The sequence below is a fragment of the Streptomyces sp. NPDC036813 genome, from assembly GCF_055609245.1.
This window is the reverse complement of the sequence record NZ_JBVJPV010000006.1, coordinates 1-17,775: the sequence shown is the minus strand read 5'-3', so window position 1 is coordinate 17,775 and position 17,775 is coordinate 1. Positions and strand designations below refer to the sequence as shown.

Genomic DNA, 17,775 nt, shown 5'->3' with positions numbered 1-17,775 from the left:
CATCGCTTCACGCCTTCAGCTGCAACGGCGAGCTGCCGGTCTACACCCGGAGCAGCGTCCCGAACTCCCCGTTGCGACTGTCCGACGCCCCGGCAGCAATCGCCGACGTTGCGACCCTGGTTGAACTGCACAAGGCAGTGGGAGACACCTGGACGGTTTACCTCGACGAGGGATGGGTCTAGACGGCCGCTGGAATCACCTGGCTGACCAGATGAAGATGGCGGCGATGTGGAGTCCGGCGAGGTAAATGGTGGCGGTCTTGTCGTAGCGGGTCGCCAGGCCACGCCATTGCTTGAGCCTGTTGATGCACCGCTCGACGGTGTTGCGCTGCTTGTAGGCCTCGCGGTCGAAGGCTGGCGGACGGCCACCGAGCCGGCCGCGCCGCTTGCGGTTCGCAGCCTGGCCGGCGGGCTGCGGATCACGGCCCGGATCCGCGCTGCCGCAGATGAGTTCGGATCGCGCGGGATGAGTACGCCTTGTCGGCCAGGACCATCTCCGGGGTGGTCCTGGGCCGGCCGATCGGACGCGGCACTCGCAGGCGGGCCATGACCTTGGGGAACGCGGGCGCGTCACCGGCCTGGCCAGGAGTGAGGACGAAGGCGAGCGGGCGGCAGCGGCTGTCTGCGGCAAGGTGGACCTTGGTGGTCAGTCCGCCGCGGGACTGTCCGAGGGCATGATCGTCCGGCTCGCCAGCCGGTGCCCCTTTTGACGGGCCCCGGCAGCGTGCTGATGAGCGCGGACGATGGTGGAGTCGACCGCGACGACCCAGTCGAGGTCACCTTCGGCGTCGGCCTGGGCAAGCAAGGCGGTGAAGACCTTTTTCCAAGTGCCGTCGGTGGCCCATTTCCGCAGCCGGTTGTGGGCGCCCTTCCACGAGCCGAAGCGCTCGGGGAGGTCCATCCAGGGCGTCCCGGTGCGGTACTTGAACGCGATCGCGTCGATCACCTGCCGGTGATCACGCCACCGCCCACCCCGTTTCGGAGTCCGATCCGGTAGCAACGCTCGATCCTCGCCCACTGGGCGTCAGTCAACGACACACATCAGCCAACGATCAGATGATCCGAAGGAAACGGCCTAGGGAGGTGATGATGCTGAAGAGGTGAGCCAGGCCATTGGCGATGGGCGGGAAGTCCTCCTCGCTGCCGCGCTGCTCCATGGGGCGGAACTCTGCGGCCCGTGCGGGCGGAGGGCGGTGGCTGCCCGCCGTTTCCGGGCCCTCGGCAGGGCTACCGCGTGGGAGATGTGGCGACTGCACCTGCCGGCGGGCCGGGCCCGGCGGTGTCGCCGACTCGGACCAGGGTGGTTGAGGTCCAGGACCGCCGCGACCGGGCGGCGGCGGTCCTGGACCTCTGCGTGCTACGGACTGCTGACCGGCTCAGTTCACGGGGCTGTTCAGCCCGTGAAGGCGGCGGTGCCGTTCGGGACGCCGAGTCCGGTCGGGCCGTCGTAGCCGGTGGTGCCGGTGCACAGGTAGGAGCCGCCGCAGCTGCCGTTGGAGCCGCCGGTGACGTCGTACAGCGCCGAGGTGTGCGCGTAGGGGAAGGAAGCAGGGGAGGAGCCGGAGGACGGGGCGCCGCCCAGGGCGTAGGTCGCCGCGATCAGCGGGGAGGAGGCGCTGGTGCCGCCGAAGACCATCCAGCCGGTGGCCGAGCGGTAGCTGTCGTAGACGGCGACGCCGGTGTTCGGGTCGGCGACCGCGGACACGTCCGCCACCGTGCGCTTGGCGCAGCCGGTGTCCTTCTGCCAGCTGGGCTTGGCGTCGTAGGCGGAGCAGCCGGAGCCGGCCCCGCTCCACACGGTGTCCGTCCAGCCGCGCGCGTTCGAGGCGGTCGTCAGGGACGTACCGCCCACCGCCGTCACATACTTGGACGCGGCCGGGTATTCCACGCCGTAGCCGTTGTCGCCGGAGGAGACGGTGATGGCGACGCCCGGGTGGTTGAAGTACGAGGAGTCGTACGTCGCGTCGCTCGAGGACTCCGAGCCGCCGTAGCTGTTGGAGACGAACTTCGCGCCCAGTCGCACCGCGGTGTTCACGGCCGTGCCCAGGTTCGTCATCGTGGCTGAACTGGCCTCGACCAGCAGGATCTTGCAGTTCGGGCAGGCCGCGCTGACCATGTCGAGGTCGAGGGAGATCTCCTCCGCCCAGCCGGAGTCACCCCGCGGGTAGCTGGTGCCGCCGTTCTGGTCCACCTTCTTGAAGCAGCCGTTGGCGGTGGTGCAGGAGGACAGGCCGTACTGGGAGCGGTAGACGGCGAGGTCGGCCTCGGCGTTCGGGTCGTCGTAGGCGTCGACGATCGCCACCGTCTGGCCCGAACCCCCGCTCGCCGACGGCAGGTTGTACGCAGCCTGCAGCGAGGCGGGGCCGTAGCCGGAGGGAGCGGCGGCCGCGGTCAGTGCGCTCTCGGTGTGTGCCGATTTCGGGGTGCCCGCGGTGACCTGCAGGGCGTTGCAGGCCATCTCGCCCTTCTTCGTCGGGGCGGCGCAGGCGTGGGCGACGGTGACGCCGTGGGCCGGGGAGGTGGTGACCTGGGCCGCCTGGCCGACGGGGGCGGCCACGGCGAGAGCGGCCGTGGCGAGCATGGCCGCGGCGGTGAGGGAAACGGTTCTGCGCAACGTACGTCCTCCGCATGGTGGGTGAACCGGGAAGGGCTGTGGGGGGTGCGCGATACGACCTCGGTGCGGGGTGTGCACCGTGGCCGCGCAGACCGTACGAATGTCGGGGCCACGACAACAAGGCTGCAATTGAAACCGGAACGTTCCTTTGCCTTTCCTGAGGTGTTCATGTGCTGTTGCGGTGCGAGTCGTGGCCGAGATTCGACCCGACCGTTACTTGACGGACCGGGTGACGCCCCGCCGGAGTTCACGCCGGGTTCATGCTGCGCGCGTAGCGCCGTGGCGGCCTTGGTTGGGGACGTGGCGCACACGGTTCGAGCGGGGATGAACGCCTCGGCTGTGGCCGCCGTAGTCAGCGGCAGGTACTTCTGCAACGCAGCCCGCCGGAGGCGTCATACCCGTGGCCACGACGAGACCGGTCCCCATCACCGGGACGGACGACCGCGATGAGCAAGTACGGGCGCCGGACGGCCGGAGTCGGCCCGCGCAGACCGCGGGTGAGCGTTCCGACGGGGAACGTAGGGCCGGCGACGGCCGACATGGGAACTCCTCCCTGGTCCTGGTCACGGTCCTGCTCCTGACCGTCATGGTGCAGGGCCCGATCCGCAGGGCGCTCGCCGCTCCGGTGATGCAGAGCTGGATGACGGTGTTCGTGGCGGTGGTGCTTCAGGCGCTGCCGTTTCTGGTGCTGGGCGTCTTGCTCTCCGCGGCGCTCGCCGTGTTCGTCCCTTCCTCGTTCTTCGCCCGCGCACTGCCCAGCCGTGTCTGGCTCGCCGTGCCGGTCGCGGGCATGGCGGGCGCGGTACTCCCGGGCTGCGAGTGCGCGTCGGTCCCGGTGGCGGGCGCGCTGGTGCGTCGTGGCGTGACGCCCGCGGCGGCCATTGCGTTCCTTCTGTCGGCGCCGGCGATCAACCCGGTGGTGCTGACGGCGACGGCGGTGGCGTTCCCACGCCATCCGGAAATGGTGCTGGGCCGTCTCGTGGGGGGTCTGCTCGTCGCGTGCGCCATGGGCTGGCTGTGGCAGCGACTGGGCCGAACTGACTGGTTGCGTCCGCCGGTACGCGCGAGGGACGAAGGGCGGAGCAAAGGCGCGGCGTTCTGGGACTCGGTCCGGCACGACGTCATGCACGCGGGCGGTTTCCTGGTTCTGGGCGCGATGGCGGCGGCGACGCTCAAGGCGGTGGCCCCGGCGGAATGGCTGCGCACGGCGGCGGGCAACCCGCTGGCAGCCGTGGGGGCTTTGGCCGTCCTGGCCGTGCTGCTGTCGATCTGCTCGGAAGCGGACGCGTTCGTGGCGGCCTCGCTGACGCAGTTCTCGCTGACGGCGAAGCTGGTGTTCCTGGTGGTCGGCCCGACGATCGACCTGAAGCTGTTCGCGATGCAGGCGGGTACCTTCGGCCGCGGTTTCGCCCTCCGCTTCGCCCCGGCCACTTTCCTGCTGGCGATCGCGGGAGCGGTCCTGACCGGGGTGGTGCTCTGGTGAACCGGCAGGCGCAGGCGGTGGTGATGTTCCTGGTCGGTGCGGTACTCCTGCATTCCGGGTGCACGGACCTGTATCTGCGGTATGTGAAGGCGGGGTTGCGGCCGTTGCTGCTGGCGGCGGGGGCCGTGCTCATGGCCGCAGCGGCGGCAGCGGTGTGGTACGAGGCCAAGAGCCGGAGGGGACACGACCATCGTGCGGACGACCCTCATGGCCACCGTGAACCCCACGTCGCGTGGCTGCTTCTGATCCCTCTCCTCGCGCTGATCCTGGTGGCGCCGCCGGCACTCGGCTCCTTCAGTGCGATGCGCGCGGGTACGGCCTTGCAGCAGCCGTACGGCTACACGAAGCTCCCGGCCTCGGACCCCCTGCCGATCGGCCTGGCCGACTACGCGGGCCGCGCGGTGTACGACCACGGCCGGTCACTGGGCCACCGAAAGGTGCGGATCACGGGCTTCGTCGCCCTGGACGCGAAAGGCGCTCCCTACTTGGTCCGCATGTCCCTGAGCTGCTGTGCCGCGGACGCCCAGCCGGTGAAGCTCGCCCTGACGGGCGACATCCCGCCGGTCCTGCAACCGGACACCTGGCTGCGCGTGACCGGCACCTACACCCCGAGGCGGACCACGGACCCGGTGAACAACCGTCCGATCCCGTACCTGCGGGTCACCGAGGCGAAACCGGTCCCGACACCGCGCGATCCGTACGACGAGAGCTGGAACGAGTGAAAGGTCCGACCTTCAGACCTGACCCACCCTGCTGACCGGCGCACTGAAGATGCTCAAGAAGGCCGGCGTCCGCCGGGGCCCAGGACAGACGGCGCGGTTCCGAGAACTGCGACATCACCCCCGGTGTACGGCGTGGACCATGAGCAGGCGAAGGTCGGACAGATACGGTTCCCGGATCGGGCCCGCCGGTCAGGCGCGTCTCATGCCGGGCCGGGACCCGCTCGCCGGTCAGTGTGGGTGACAAATTGCGGCCACGGGTGGTACGGGTTGCCGGCGGACCGCCTGGGAAAATGCGCGGCAGAGTCCCCCTGGCGCGCGGTACGGTGCGCCGATGTCAGCGATCAAGAAGTTCCAAGTCACCTTTGACTGCGCGGAACCTGAGCGCCTCGCTCGCTTCTGGTGTGAGGTGTTGGGATATGTCATACCGCCGCCACCGGAGGGGTTCACCACCTGGGACGATTTCAACCGCACCCTGCCTCCCGAGAAGCAGGGATCATGGTCCGCCTGCAGTGATCCCTCGGGCGTGGGCCCGCGCCTGTACTTCCAGCGTGTACCCGAGGGCAAGATCGTCAAGAATCGGGTGCATCTCGACGTCCGGGTCGGCACCGGGCTCGTGGGGGACGAGCGCCTCGCCGTGCTCGAAGCCGAGTGCGCACGACTGGTCGCGCTCGGCGCGACCCATGTGCAAACACTGTATGCCGATGAGGAGAACGAGTCGTGCATCCCGATGCTGGACATCGAGGGCAACGAGTTCTGTATCGACTGAGCACTCGCCGAGCCGGGGAGGTGGGCAGCCGCCTCCTTTGGGTCAGCAGCGGTATGACCGCCTGCGCATCAGCCGGTCTTGTCAGCGAACCGGTGGAATGAGGGCGGTGCGGTCGAACGGGCCACGATGTGAAGCGGCATACGTGACGGCGTCGTTGACGGCATTGAGGCCGAACGACCGGACCCGCTCGGGGGAGAGGTCCAGGGCACCGGAGGCGAGGAGCCGGATGATGCCGACGTTCGCAGTACGCGGATACATCCACTGGCCGCGCACGGTGATCGAGTTGCGCATGACCCAGGGATAGGGAAGTGCGAGGTCGTCGCCGCCGAGCATGCCGATGCCGCCCATGAGGACGACGCGGCCGTATCCGCGCACGGTCATGGCTGCCGTGCGCGCCGCCGAGCTGGGTGCGCTCGGCGGCAGCAGGTCGATCACCATGTCGATCGGGCCGTCACCCGCCGCGGACATCGACGCGCGGTCGCCGGCCTCGTCACCGGACAGCGGGACCGGGCGCACACGCGGACCGAACCGGTCGACGAGGAGGTCGAGCGCGGCCCGGTTGCGGCCTGGAGCGACCACACGGCCTGCTCCCATTGCGAGCGCGAGCGCGACCGCGCTGCTGCCGAGGTTGCCGGTGGCCCCGCTGACGAGCAGCGTCTCACCGGCTGCGAGCCCGCCGGCCAGCAGCCCGCCGTAAGGGATGACGTGCACGCCGAGCGCGGCCCAGCGGGCCGGGTCGTCCCCCGCCGCTGCGGGCAGCGGGAAGACGTTCTCCGTCGGGACCCGCATGAGCTCGGCGAACGATCCGTCATGCAGGTACCGGGCGAGCCGCGCGCCGCCCTCGCCGCGAGAGCTCCAGCCCTGCAGCGTGATGTCGGGCGTCAGGGCTTCGTCCCGCGAGCGCACCGTGGAGTCGCACCACACCAGGTCGCCGGGGCGCAGCCGGGTGGCGTCAGGGCCCGCGCGGACGACCCGACCCACGCCACCGATCCCGGGCACGACGGGAGGGACCAGGGGGTAGTTCCGCGCGCCACTGAACACCTCGGCCGCATACGGGGCCACGCAGGTGGCGAGCACCTCGACCAGCACCTCGCCGCCACCTGCCTCGGGGTCGGGCACCTCCCGCACCGTGAGCGGGGCACCGAACCGCGTCAGAACTGCTGCTTGCATGTGGGGCCTCCGTGTCGTCCGAGTCCGTCGCGATCGACACTAGGAGCCCGTCGGACATGCGGGAAGCGACGATCAGGCATCCGTGGTATGCGTATACCGCATGGACATCTCCAGCACAGGACTGCGGGTCCTGCGGCAGATCGCCGAGTCCGGCAGCTTCACCGCGGCAGCCACCCGGCTCGGCTACACCCAGTCGGCGGTCTCACGCCAGGCCGCCACCCTCGAACGAAGCGCGGGCACCGCCCTGTTCGAGCGCCGCCCCGACGGCGTGCGGCTCACCCCCGCGGGTCTGACCCTGCTGCGCCACGCCCGCACGATCCTGGACTGCCTCACGGCCGCCGAGCGCGAACTCACGGGCACCGTCTCGCGGACCGAACCGGTGCGGCTCGGACTGTTCCTGAGCGCGGGCGCGGCCATCCTGCCCCCGTCGCTCGCCCGCCTCGCGGCAACCGACCCACAGATCACCGTCACAACCACGGAGGGCACCACGCCCACCCTGGTCCGGGCACTGCGCGCGGGCTCGATCGACCTCGCCGTCCTCACGTCCCGCCCGCCCCACCGGCCCTTGGACGGTGAGTCACCACGCCTGCACGTCGAGACCGTTGCGGAAACCGAACTGGCCGTGGCGGTGTCCTCGACCGGACAGTTCGCCGGCCGCACCGCGGCGCACGTCGACGAACTGGTCGACGCCCCGTGGATCGCCACTCCGGCATCGAACGCCGAGCCACTGCTCGGCGTCTGGCCCGGTCTGCCCGGACGGCCGCACATCGTCCACTGCGCGCGCGACTGGCTGACGAAGCTTCAGCTCGTCGCCGGCGGCTTCGGGGTGACAACGGTGCCCTTCCGGCTCTCGCCGATGCTGCCCTCCGGGGTGAGCCTGCTGCACGTCGAAGGCGCACCTCCCGAGATCCGCCGGGTTCTCGTGGCGCGACTCCCAGGCCGTCCAACTCCGGCGATCACGGCCGTGACCCGAGCGATTGCCTCGATCGCCTGATGCGTGCCGCCGACAACCCAGGTCCCGCAGCAGGAACACCCCGCTGCTGCCGAGTCCGTACGCCACTGACGGCCAAACTCGGATTCTGGCTCACATCCCGTGGAACCGCGACGGCATCCACCGGCGCGCCCTCCCCGCCGCTGTCAGAAGCCGGGGAAGTCCGCTCCGCTCACCGCTCATGACCACGGCCCCAGCGAGGGCTTGTCGGCCGGGTGACTCGGCTCGCCGGTCACATGGTCACCGTTCGGAAGGCCACGCTGCGTGGCCACGAGCGGTGCAGGCGGGCGTTGGCGTGTCAGCCTGCCGGATCGGGCCGGAAGGTGTGCAGCGCGTCCTGCCCCGGCTGGACGACGCCGTAACTGTTCTCCGGTACCTCGTTCCAGGCGCCGGCGAGTTCGCCGAGCGGTTCGGACACCACGAGACGGGTCTCGTCGGAGATGTCCTGGAGGAAGGCCGCGTCCGGATGGAGGGCACGCAGGGTGCCCACCCCGGTGTTGAAGTACAACGACCGCGAGCGCCCTTCGCTGGAGTAGCGGAAGGCCCACACGCGTTCGCCGTCCGCTACCGCGATGGTCATCTGGAGCGGGTACTGGATGCCTCGCGCGTGCCCCGCTTCCTCGACCAGGCCCGCCATGCGCGCCACGGCACCGGGTGGATCTTCCGTCAGGCCGAAGGTGAGCGCCAGGAAGAACATGAGCTCGGAGTCGGTGGATCCCTCGATGTCGGGGTACAGCACGGGATCGACGGCGACGGCGAGGTCGCGTCTCATGAGGCGGTAGCCGTTGATCATTCCGTTGTGCATCCACATCCAGCGGCCGTGTCGGAAGGGATGGCAGTTGGACTGCTGCACGGCTGTCCCGGTCGCCGCCCTGATGTGGGCGAAGAAGAGACCCGATCGGACGTGGTGGGCGACCTCCCGCAGGTTGCGGTTGTTCCACGCGGGACCCACGTCCCGCACGACAGCCGGGGTGTCGGCCGTGCTCCCGGTGTACCAGCCGATCCCGAAACCGTCCCCGTTTGTCGTCTCCACCCCCAGACGGGAATGCAGACTCTGGTCGATCAGAGAATGCGTCGGCTCGAACAGGACCCTGCTCAGTGGGACAGCAGTGCCCGAATAGGCGATCCAGCGGCACATGGTGACTCAGATCCCTTCGCTCCCGGGAACGACAGCGGTTCCGGCGGCACCGGGCGGAGGCGCCGGCCGGTATGGCGGTGCGGCGTGGACCCGACGCCCACACCGTCACTGCGTCAGTGCTTCACAAAAAGCTTGAAGGAGATGATCAACAGACCGAGGACCAGGTTGACCAAAGCCGTGAGCAGGAGCAGGCGACCTGAGGCACCGGCCCGCCGCGCCGCCGCCACCGACCATCCCACCTGCCCGGCAACGGCCACGGCGAGCGCCAGCCACAGAGCGCCCGGCACATCGAGCCCCAGCAGGGGGCTGATCGCCACGGCCACGGCCGGCGGGAGGGCCGCCTTGACGATCGGCCATTCGTCCCTGCACACGTGCAGGACGGTGTGGCGGTCGAGGGGGTGCTGCGCCAGCCGGGCGCCGAACAGTTGCGCGTGTACGTGCGCGATCCAGAAGGCAAGCCCGCTCAAGAGCAGCAGTGCGACCAGTTCCAGGCGTGGGAAGGAGCCCAGTGCGCCGGCGCCGATCACCACGGTGGCGGCGAGCATGGAGCCGTAGACACCACCGGTGTAGTCGGCGTGGGCGCGGCGCTCCCTGCGCCGGTCACGGGCGACGGTGGGGTCGAGTCTCAGCATGACGGCTGCCTTTCGGACGTCGGCTCCCTGATCGCAGGGCATCGCCCCGGGACCGGCTGCCGGCCGTCCACGCGGCAGGCGTGTCGAGGACACCTTCAAGAACCGGGCCGTTTCATCGCACCCGAAAATCCTGTGGGGCACCTCACCCCTGGCGGGGGATGGCGCGCGCCCTCGCGGCGGGCGTGACGGGGCCGACGGCGAGTCCGTGCCCGGCCTGGTGGCGCCACGGGCAGCCAAGGGGGTGTGCTCGTCGGCGTGCTGCCACAGCGGGGCGGGGGTGCTCGGTGCGGCCGGGCCCGGGGCGCTGTGCCGCCACCCCGGCGAAAACCCCGGTCGCCGCTCCGTCAGAGGAGCCCCAGCCGGCGAGCCTGCCGCACCGCGTCCGTCCGCCGGTTCACCGCGAGTTTCCGATGGAGGTTCTTGACGTGCGTCTTCACGGTGTTCACCGACACGAACAGGTCGGCCGCGATCTCCTCGGTGGACATCATCCGGGCGAGGCGCTCGAGCACATCACACTCACGTTCGCTCAGTTGTTCCACCAGTACGGGTTCGGGCTCGGCCCGCCCGCGGGCCGTCCCTTCGTCCGGCGTCAGCCACCCGGTGGCCAGCTCCCGCAGAGGGGATCGCGCCAGGAACGGCGCAATCCATCCACCGGCTTCCCGGAACGGCCGGCGCAGCAGGTCGCGGCGGGCCGTCAGGAGCGCCTCGGTGAGCAACCGGCGGGTTGTACCGACGTCCCCGTCGGCATGCGCGGCCTGCGCCCGTACCAGCGTCGCGCGGACGCGTACCGAGGGGCCGATGTGCTGTGCGCCGGGCATCGCGTTGAGCGCCCCGAGGGCCGCCGACCGGTCACCTGCCGCCAGGTGGGCCCGAGCCGCGCCCACCGCACACGCCGGCTGCTCCGTGCCCAGTTCGCGCAGCACTTCCGCGGCGGCGTCCGGCCGGCCTTCGGCCAGGTGGGCGGCGGAGGCGACCAGCGCGGCGTTGCCCTCCGCCCAGGGAGAATCCACATCGGCCGGCACGTCCACAGCGGTGGCTGCCATCGCGGCGGACGCCCTGCCCCGGGCCAGCAGCAGCCGGGCCGTCACCAGGGAGCGGCCCGCCGCCGTCACCGGATCCGGCATCTCCCAGTCGGGTGTCTGGTCGAGCAGAGTCTGCGCCGTGTCCAGTTCGTCCCGCTCGACAGCCACCGCTGCCATGACCACTCCTCCCAGACCGGAGTCGGCAACAGGGAGACTGAACCGTTTCGACTCCGCCATGGCGGCCGACACATGGTGCTGGGCCCTGTCCGGCCAACCGGTCAGGTAGTCGATCAGAGCCAGGCGGACGAGGGACTCCCGGCGGGGTACCGCCGTGGAGGCACCGCCCGTGCCGCCGGTCACCACGCTCAGGGCCGCTCGTGCCTCTTCCAGCCGCCCCGCCCACAGCCGCGTGGTACCCACGTTCGTCAGCAGCAGGGCGGGAACTTCCGGGTGCTGTTCGAGCAGGTGCACAGGGACCTGCCGCTGGAGCTCCCGGGCTGCCTGAACCGCCTGTTCCGCCTTGCCCGGGGAGCCGGACAGCCGTGCCGCCAGGGCCTCCAGCAGGGCGCAGCTCAGCTGTGCCGTCGGGGGACCGGCATCCTCGGCGGCGAGGTGCTGCTTCGCGTGCTGCAGATGGGCCAGGCCGCGGTCGATGTCGTGTCGGAAGAGGTCACAGGCCGCCTGGACGAGGTCGGACTCCGTCGTCGTCGCCGCGGGTTCCAGGTCGGCGAACAGCCGGCCCAAGTCGTCGGAGCACAGCCCGGTGAAGAGCTGTCCGATCGCCAGGTCGTCCACCAGAGCGCGAGCGGTGAACTCCCAGTCACCCGCGGCGGCACCGTGGCTGACCATTTCCGGAAGGGCCCCCGACCGCCGCGACCATTGTGCTGCCCGGCGGTGCAGTTCCGGCTCGAGGCCGGGGCATCGCTCCTGCAGATGCACGCGCAGGATCTCCCGGAACAGTGGATGCAGGCGGTACCACGAGTGCCCGAGGTCCTCTACGAACGCGTTCACGCGGTGTAGCCCGGCCAGGATGGGCGCGGCATCACGGCGGCCGGTCAGCTCGTCCGCGAGGTCGGCGCAGAAGCGTTCCAGAACGCTGACCCGCAGCAGCAGGTCCTGAGTCGGCGCCGGCTGGCGCTGGAGCACCTCGGCCAGCAGGAAGTCGGCGACGGTGCTGTGGCCGGCTTCGAACTCCTTCAGGTAGCGCTCGGGGTCCGGGCTGTGCCGGGCGGCCAGGGCGCACAGACGCAGCCCTGCCGCCCAGCCACGGGTGCGCTCCACCAGAGCGACGGCTGCCGGCAGGGGCACGCGCAGGCCGTGCAGCTCCAGCAGCTCGACGGCCTCCTCGGGCGTGAAGGCCAGCTCGGCACCCCTGACCTCGGTCAGCTCGCCGGCAGCCCGGTAGCGGTGCAGCGGCAGCAACGGTTCCGTACGGCTGATCAGGACCAGGTGCAACCCCGGCCCGGCATGGTGCAGGACGAACGCAAGCTGTTCGGAGACCTCGGTATCGGCTTTGTCGTACTCGTCGATCACCATGACCAGATCGGTGTCGGTGCTGCTGAGCCGTGCCGCCATCCGGGTCAGCAGGGTGCGGTCCACCTGCCGCGCGTCGGAGGGAAAACCGATGTCGGCGGGCATCGGCACCTGCGCGGTGTGCAGGGCCTTGAGCAGATGGGACCAGAACATTCCGGGCCGGCGGATCGCCTCGTCCAGGGTCAGCCAGGCGACCGGCTGCTCGAGATTCGCTGCCCAGTCCGCGACGAGCAGGGTCTTGCCCGCCCCGGCGGCTCCGTTGACCATCACCAAGGGTGTCGACAACGCATGCCCGAGGTGTTCGACGAGCCGTTCCCGGCGCAGAAAGGTCTCCGGTCTCGTCGGCAGGACGAAGCGGGTTCGCAGAAACGGATCGCCCAGCGGATCATTGTCCCGGCCGGGAGGATGTCGCGGGATCTCATGGTCCGGTGCCACAGCTTTCACCACCCGCGGATCGCGGTCGCTGTCCTCGCCCACCACCATCACACCCCGTGGCTCGCGAACGCGCCAGCCGACACCGAGCGGCCCCTGCCGGATCCCGTGGCCCCTCGCCCCGATGCCGGCCACTGGAGGCGACGGCGCTCAACGGCCCGGGCGCGTCGCCCCGCTTCACCCATGGTGGGTGATGCCGTCGCTGCGGCCGACGCGAAGAGTGGGGGTGCGAGCGAACCGGCATCGTGCCGAAGGGCATGTCCGCGAGTCGGAGGACATCGTGAACGAATACCCGCCCATAGCCGAACACGGCATGATCGGCGACCTGCAGACAGCCGCTCTGGTCTCCTCGACCGGACGGATCGACTGGTGGTGCACACCTCGTTTCGACTCACCCAGCGTCTTCGCCTCACTGCTGGACAGCGGGCGCGGCGGCTACTGCCGTCTCGCCGCAGACCTCCCCTCCGAGAACGGCACGACGATCCGGCAGCTGTACCTGTCCGACACAGCCATCCTGGTCACGCGTTTCATGGCAGCCGAGGGCGTCGGTGAGGTCGCCGACTTCATGATGCCCATCGACTCCTCGACGCCTCAGAACCGGCACCGTCTGGTGCGGGTCGCCCGCGTGGTACGCGGAAGTCTGCCCTTCACCCTCACCTGCCGTCCGCGTTTCGACTACGGCCGCGCCTCCCACGAGCTCGACATGGCCGACGAGCACACGGCGCTGTTCCACGGCCCGGGCACCGACCTGTACCTGCAGTCCTCCACCGGCGTCGCGCTGGATGCCGAGGGTGACGACGTCGTCTCCCGGTTCACCCTCGACGCGGGGCAGGCGGCCGCGGTCGTACTGACCAGCACGGCAGCCGGCGACTACGCGCCACCGCGCCCCTCGCTGGACGGCGCCGCCGACGAATTGGAGGCCTGTCGCTCTTTCTGGCTGTCCTGGCTGCGTTCGTGCACGTACCGCGGGCGATGGCAGGACATGGTGAACCGCTCGGCGATCACGTTGAAGCTGCTCACCTACGCGCCGACCGGGGCTCCCATCGCCGCCGCCACGATGGGGCTGCCCGAGCAGATCGGCGGCGAGCGCAACTGGGACTACCGCTATACGTGGGTCCGAGACGGGTCACTGTCGGTCCGGGCCCTGATCGACCTGGGTTTCCAGGAGGAGGCGCACGCCTTCCGCCGATGGCTGCGCGACCGTATCGATGCGCGGGAGACCGCCCAGGGCGGCGATCCCCTGCAGATCATGTACCGCGTCGACGGCGATCCGTATCTCACGGAGGAAGTGCTGGATCACCTGGAGGGATACCAGGGCTCTCATCCCGTGCGGGCCGGGAACGCGGCCGCGGACCAGCTCCAGCTGGATATCTACGGCGAAGCGTCGGACGCCTTGATCGTCGGCGGGGACATCGGCGCGATCCGCGGCTGGAAGGCGCTGAGTGACGTCCTGGACTGGCTCGTCGATCACTGGGACCAGCCGGACGAGGGCATCTGGGAGACGCGCGGCGGCCGGCAGAACTTCACCTACAGCCGGCTGATGACCTGGGTGGCCTTCGACCGTGGCATCAAGGCGGCCCACGCCTTCTCCCGGCCGGGCGACACCCTCCGCTGGACCGAGGCGCGGGACGCGGTGTTCCGGCAGATCGTCGAGCACGGCTGGCACCAGAAGCGGCAGGCGTTCGTACAGCACTACGACACCGAGGTTCTCGACGCCTCCCTCCTGCTCATGCCGAAGGTCGGCTTCATCTCGCCGCGTGACCCCGACTGGCTCAGCACCCTCGACGCCATGGACGACGAACTGGTCAGCGACAGCCTGGTCTACCGCTACGACCCCGCGGCGTCCCCCGACGGCCTGCGCGGGTCCGAAGGCACCTTCAACCTGTGCAGCTTCTTCTACGTCGAAGCCCTGGCCCGCAGCGGCAGGCTCGCCCAAGCCCGGTACGCCTTCGACAAGATGCTCACCTACGCCAACCACGTCGGCCTCTTCGCCGAGGAGATAGGCCCCTCGGGCGAGCAACTGGGCAACTTCCCGCAGGCGTTCACCCACCTGGCCCTGGTCACCGCGGCCATGGCACTGGACGAGGAACTGGTCAAGGAGGGCAGCAGGCCCCGAGCCGACGGCCAGCGGCACCCCGCCACGCACGGTCTGAGGGGGCCGACCGACAGCGCTGCTGCGAGTCCCGGCAGTGGTTGAGCCAGCCGCGCGCCGTCAACCGGCCGGACCACGGCGGGCCCTGGCCGCGCTGGCCCTCGCCCAGTTCATCTGCAGCTTCGCCGGCTCCAACATGAACGTGATGATCAGCGACATCAGCCAGGACCTGCACACCACCGTCCAGGGCGTGCAAGTGGCCATCACCGTCTTCCTGGTGGTGATGGCGGCACTGATGATCCCAGGTGGCAGGCTGACCGACCGCTACGGCCGCAAGCGCTGTTTCCTCACCGGCCTCGTCGTCTACGCGATCGGCGCCCTGCTGAGCGCGGCTGCCCCCAACCTGGGTGTCCTGACCTTCGGCAACTCGCTCCTCGAGGGCATCGGCACCGCCCTGCTCATCCCGCCGGTCTACATCCTCACGACCCTCCTCAACCCGGACAAGAACAAACGCGCCCGCGCCTTCGGCATCGTCATGGCGCTGGGCGGCATCGGTGCCGCCACCGGACCACTCCTCGGCGGACTGATCACCACGGGCATCAGCTGGCGTGCGGCCTTCGTGTTCCAAGCCCTGGTGATCGGGGTGATCGTCGTCCTCAGCCGCCGCCTCGACGATCCACTGCCGCCGGACCCGACCCGTTCGTTCGACGTCGTCGGCGCGGTCCTTTCCGCAGCGGGTCTCGTCCTCGTCGTCATGGGCATCCTGGCCGCGGACAACAACATCTGGCTCATGATCGCCCTGCTGCTCCTCGGCGCGGCCGTGCTCGCCTGGTTCTTCCACTCCGTACGGGCACGGGAAGCGTCCGGCAAGGAGCCCCTGCTGTCGATCGGCCTGTTCGGCGACCGCGTCTCCAACCTCGGGCTGGCCACCCAGAACATCCAGTGGCTGATGCTCATGGGCACGTCGTTCACGGTGGCGGCCTACCTGCAGACCGTGCGCCACTACGACGCCGTTCAGACCGGGGTCGTGTTCACCGCGGCCACAGTGGGGCTGCTGGTCACCTCGTTGTCCGCCGAGCCACTGGCACGACGGACGCCGCAGCGAACCCTCATCGTGACCGGCTTCCTCGTGTGCGACGCCGGTGTGGCCGCCTTGGTCGCCCTGGTCGCGGCGTTCTCCACCGCCTGGGCCTTCGTCCCGGGACTGCTGCTGATCGGGCTGGGGCTGGGCCTCATGCTGACACCCTCGGTCAACGTCGTGCAGTCGCAGTTCCCCGAGAAGCAGCAGGGAGAGATCTCCGGACTGTCCCGCAGCGTCTCGAACCTCGGGTCCTCCTTCGGTACCGCCATCGCCGGCACCATCCTGGTCTCGGGTCTGACCACAGGCGCCTACATGGCGGCGATGCTCACTCTGGCCGTGGCCGGACTCGGCGGTCTGGCCGCGGCCGCACGCCTCCCGCGCACGCGAGGCGATGGTTCCGTGCCCACGCCGCGAGGCGCGGACGTGTACGGGAAGAAGGGCTGACGACAGGCCGGCGCCCCGGGCCCGCTCGTCACGACCCGTTGCCCTTCCTGCGGCGACGAGAAATGTCCCCGCGGGCCGCGCGCCATCGCGAACGTGTCTGGTCCAGCAGGCTTTCCCACTGCTGCCGGACCTCGTGCTCGGAAGGCTGCCGGCCCTTCCGGATCCGGCCGAGTTCCTCTCCCACCTCGCGGCCCACCGAGGCTGACGCGACGAGGACGAACATGGCCGCGAAGAGAGCCGAGAGCAGCGCGAAGACACTGCCGACCACCCCGTAGCGGTCGGCGTAGGAGTTGAACAGACGCGGCAGGTAGAAGCCCGCGCCCCAGGAATACAGGGACGTGAGCACGGCTCCGGTGACTCCGAACGGCACCAGGTCACGCCACGCGATCCGCTTCGCGGACAGGATCCAGCCGCTCCATGTGAGGAACACCGCCGTCACGGCCGCCTGGCACACGGCGGCCACGAGACCGGCCGCCCACCCACCGAGCACCGCGGAGATCCACCCGCTGACCGAGGCGTAGACGCCGAGGGCGAGGATCCACCACAGGCCGTTGCGCGAGTTGCGCACGCTGAGCGGCTTCAGTTCCCAGGTCTGCTCGAACAGCCGCTGCGCGGCGCGCGCGAAGCTCAGCACGGAGATCGCAAGGAAGAGCACCCCGAAGACGCCGGTGCTGGCGCTCTCACCCTGCGCGGGGGAGAAGAGATAGGTCACCGCGTCGGATCCGGCGCCGCTGAGGTCGTAGCGCTGGATGATCCGCTGCGCGGCGTCGACGTGGACGATGCTGCCCAGCACGACGCCGACCAGAAGGGCCAGCGGAACAAGCGCCGTGAAGGCGCTGGACGCCAGGGCCATCGCGCGGTCGAACCCCACGACCCGCTGGAAGCGGTTGAGGACGCGCAGCGCAAAGGCGGGACGCAACCAGAACGTCAACGTCCGCAGGAGGCGGTCGCGGTCGATGCCAGTCGTCGCCCTGCCTCCAGACGTGCGCGAAACGTGCGAACCGGCACGAGCGTAACCGTCGTCCGCCCGTCCTCGGGGGCGCCACAAGGATCCTTCAGCCGACCGGACGCGGGCGGTTCGCCCGCCGCGGGCGGCGGGGACACCAGCGGAATGACCAGACGGACACGGGTCACCTGCCCGGGGTGAGTCCCTACGCCGCCGAAGGGCGGAAAGCTGGAACACGAAGCGGCACGAAAACTGCCATCGGCTGTCGGCGGGAGAGCGGCACATGCGCTACGAGATCCGCGTCGAGGGGCACCTCTCGGAGACACTGGCCAAGGTCTTCCCCGAGCTGGACCACGTCGTGATCTCCGACGAGACGGTGCTCTACGGTCCCGTCGTCGACGAGGCCCACCTGTACGGGCTGCTGGAGCGCTGCCAGTCGCTCGGGCTGCGGTTGCTGGAGATGCGCCGGCTGCCCGACTGATGCGGACGGCGAAGCCGCTGTCACGGGGCAGCGGCGCGGACCCGGCCCGAGGCGACGGCCGCGGCCGGTGCGCGGGCGTCCTGCTCGTCCTGATCGGCGCAGTTCCGAGCGGGGCGGGGGACTTCACCCGCCGGGGGTGAGGTCGGGTGGGTGTGGGCGTGTGCACGCTGAGATCAGCCGGGGACGGCGGCGGGGCGCCCGCCCGGAAGCGAGAAGAGAGATGAGCACC

At 70.2% G+C, this 17,775-nt stretch carries 13 protein-coding genes and 1 pseudogene; 7 read left to right on the top strand and 7 right to left on the bottom strand.

The window, feature by feature from the left end; genetic code table 11:
* Positions 1 to 195 precede the first annotated feature (195 nt).
* Both ACZ67Q_RS14495 and ACZ67Q_RS14490 read right to left on the bottom strand, forming a co-directional pair.
* Positions 196 to 1,037 (bottom strand): annotated as a pseudogene (locus ACZ67Q_RS14495) (IS5 family transposase).
* A gap of 355 nt (positions 1,038 to 1,392) precedes the next feature.
* Positions 1,393 to 2,580 carry a S53 family peptidase gene (locus ACZ67Q_RS14490; RefSeq protein ID WP_471181922.1) on the bottom strand — a complete coding sequence of 396 codons (1,188 nt, stop codon included), beginning with the start codon at positions 2,578 to 2,580 and terminating at the stop codon, positions 1,393 to 1,395.
* A gap of 433 nt (positions 2,581 to 3,013) precedes the next feature.
* On the opposite strand from ACZ67Q_RS14490, the gene ACZ67Q_RS14485 reads away from it, so the two are divergent.
* The 3 genes from ACZ67Q_RS14485 to ACZ67Q_RS14475 all read left to right on the top strand — a co-directional run bounded on the left by ACZ67Q_RS14485 (position 3,014) and on the right by ACZ67Q_RS14475 (position 5,584).
* On the top strand, positions 3,014 to 4,096 hold the full coding sequence (locus ACZ67Q_RS14485) for a permease (protein ID WP_471181143.1): 1,083 nt from the start codon (positions 3,014 to 3,016) through the stop codon (positions 4,094 to 4,096).
* A complete protein-coding gene (locus ACZ67Q_RS14480) occupies positions 4,093 to 4,818 on the top strand; it encodes a TIGR03943 family putative permease subunit (protein ID WP_471181141.1) in 726 nt (241 codons plus the stop codon). The genes ACZ67Q_RS14485 and ACZ67Q_RS14480 overlap by 4 nt, the downstream gene beginning before the upstream one ends.
* 331 nt (positions 4,819 to 5,149) lie before the next feature.
* A complete protein-coding gene (locus tag ACZ67Q_RS14475; RefSeq protein WP_471181136.1) occupies positions 5,150 to 5,584 on the top strand; it encodes a VOC family protein in 435 nt (144 codons plus the stop codon).
* Positions 5,585 to 5,665: 81 nt separating this feature from the next.
* Here ACZ67Q_RS14475 and ACZ67Q_RS14470 read toward each other — a convergent pair whose 3' ends face one another.
* A complete protein-coding gene (locus ACZ67Q_RS14470) occupies positions 5,666 to 6,754 on the bottom strand; it encodes an alcohol dehydrogenase catalytic domain-containing protein (protein ID WP_471181134.1) in 1,089 nt (362 codons plus the stop codon).
* Positions 6,755 to 6,854: 100 nt separating this feature from the next.
* On the opposite strand from ACZ67Q_RS14470, the gene ACZ67Q_RS14465 reads away from it, so the two are divergent.
* Positions 6,855 to 7,748 (top strand): LysR family transcriptional regulator, encoded by an 894-nt coding sequence (locus ACZ67Q_RS14465; RefSeq protein ID WP_471181131.1) that lies wholly within the window; start codon positions 6,855 to 6,857, stop codon positions 7,746 to 7,748.
* A gap of 295 nt (positions 7,749 to 8,043) precedes the next feature.
* Here ACZ67Q_RS14465 and ACZ67Q_RS14460 read toward each other — a convergent pair whose 3' ends face one another.
* From ACZ67Q_RS14460 to ACZ67Q_RS14450, 3 genes are all read right to left on the bottom strand, one after another.
* Complete coding sequence (locus ACZ67Q_RS14460; RefSeq protein WP_471181128.1) at positions 8,044 to 8,883, bottom strand: class II glutamine amidotransferase; 840 nt, start codon at positions 8,881 to 8,883, stop codon at positions 8,044 to 8,046.
* A 113-nt stretch (positions 8,884 to 8,996) separates the two neighbouring features.
* Positions 8,997 to 9,515, bottom strand: a complete 519-nt coding sequence (locus tag ACZ67Q_RS14455) for a hypothetical protein (RefSeq protein WP_471181125.1) — start codon at positions 9,513 to 9,515, stop codon at positions 8,997 to 8,999.
* 344 nt (positions 9,516 to 9,859) lie between these two features.
* Positions 9,860 to 12,553 (bottom strand): winged helix-turn-helix domain-containing protein, encoded by a 2,694-nt coding sequence (locus tag ACZ67Q_RS14450; protein WP_471181122.1) that lies wholly within the window; start codon positions 12,551 to 12,553, stop codon positions 9,860 to 9,862.
* Between the two features lie 229 nt (positions 12,554 to 12,782).
* Between ACZ67Q_RS14450 and ACZ67Q_RS14445 the strand changes: the two genes are divergently transcribed.
* Together ACZ67Q_RS14445 and ACZ67Q_RS14440 are read left to right on the top strand one after the other, a co-directional pair.
* Entirely contained in the window at positions 12,783 to 14,699 is a 1,917-nt protein-coding gene (locus ACZ67Q_RS14445; protein WP_471181119.1) for a glycoside hydrolase family 15 protein, read from the top strand.
* Positions 14,692 to 16,119, top strand: a complete 1,428-nt coding sequence (locus ACZ67Q_RS14440) for an MFS transporter (protein ID WP_471181116.1) — start codon at positions 14,692 to 14,694, stop codon at positions 16,117 to 16,119. The genes ACZ67Q_RS14445 and ACZ67Q_RS14440 overlap by 8 nt, the downstream gene beginning before the upstream one ends.
* 28 nt (positions 16,120 to 16,147) lie before the next feature.
* Here ACZ67Q_RS14440 and ACZ67Q_RS14435 read toward each other — a convergent pair whose 3' ends face one another.
* On the bottom strand, positions 16,148 to 17,050 hold the full coding sequence (locus ACZ67Q_RS14435; protein WP_471181113.1) for a YhjD/YihY/BrkB family envelope integrity protein: 903 nt from the start codon (positions 17,048 to 17,050) through the stop codon (positions 16,148 to 16,150).
* 298 nt (positions 17,051 to 17,348) lie between these two features.
* Between ACZ67Q_RS14435 and ACZ67Q_RS14430 the strand changes: the two genes are divergently transcribed.
* Complete coding sequence (locus tag ACZ67Q_RS14430; protein WP_471181110.1) at positions 17,349 to 17,546, top strand: hypothetical protein; 198 nt, start codon at positions 17,349 to 17,351, stop codon at positions 17,544 to 17,546.
* Positions 17,547 to 17,775: the final 229 nt, after the last annotated feature.